Genomic DNA, 271 nt, shown 5'->3' with positions numbered 1-271 from the left:
GGTAACATTACTCTTTCGTTACCTTCTGACGTCGCTTGTTGTCTTTTCAATTGGTCATATAGCCATTGTGTTGCTTGTTGAGCAGCCTTTACCGTAGCGATATTCAACGCGTCAGAGAACGCCCGATAAGTTTGACGAAAGCGGCGCTCACTCTCATTGTTTAAGGCAGATTTTAGTTTCATCAACAGAATGCCCAAACCGTTTCCGTCAATATGAATTAGCGCCATGTCTTTTATTGCGTCACGTTGTTGATGATTCAAAACAGCACTAT

Annotated in this window: 1 protein-coding gene; it reads right to left on the bottom strand. The window is 42.4% G+C overall.

Features of this window, described 5'->3' with window-relative positions; genetic code table 11:
• On the bottom strand, window positions 1–260 hold a 260-nt coding region (locus tag AB4486_RS25500; protein WP_372119516.1), incomplete at its 3' end, for a hypothetical protein.
• Window positions 261–271: the final 11 nt, after the last annotated feature.

This window comes from Vibrio sp. 10N.222.55.C6 (genome assembly GCF_041473395.1).
Lineage (GTDB): Bacteria > Pseudomonadota > Gammaproteobacteria > Enterobacterales > Vibrionaceae > Vibrio > Vibrio crassostreae_C.
Note: the sequence above shows the minus strand (reverse complement) of the source record. Positions and strands in the feature narration are given on the sequence as shown.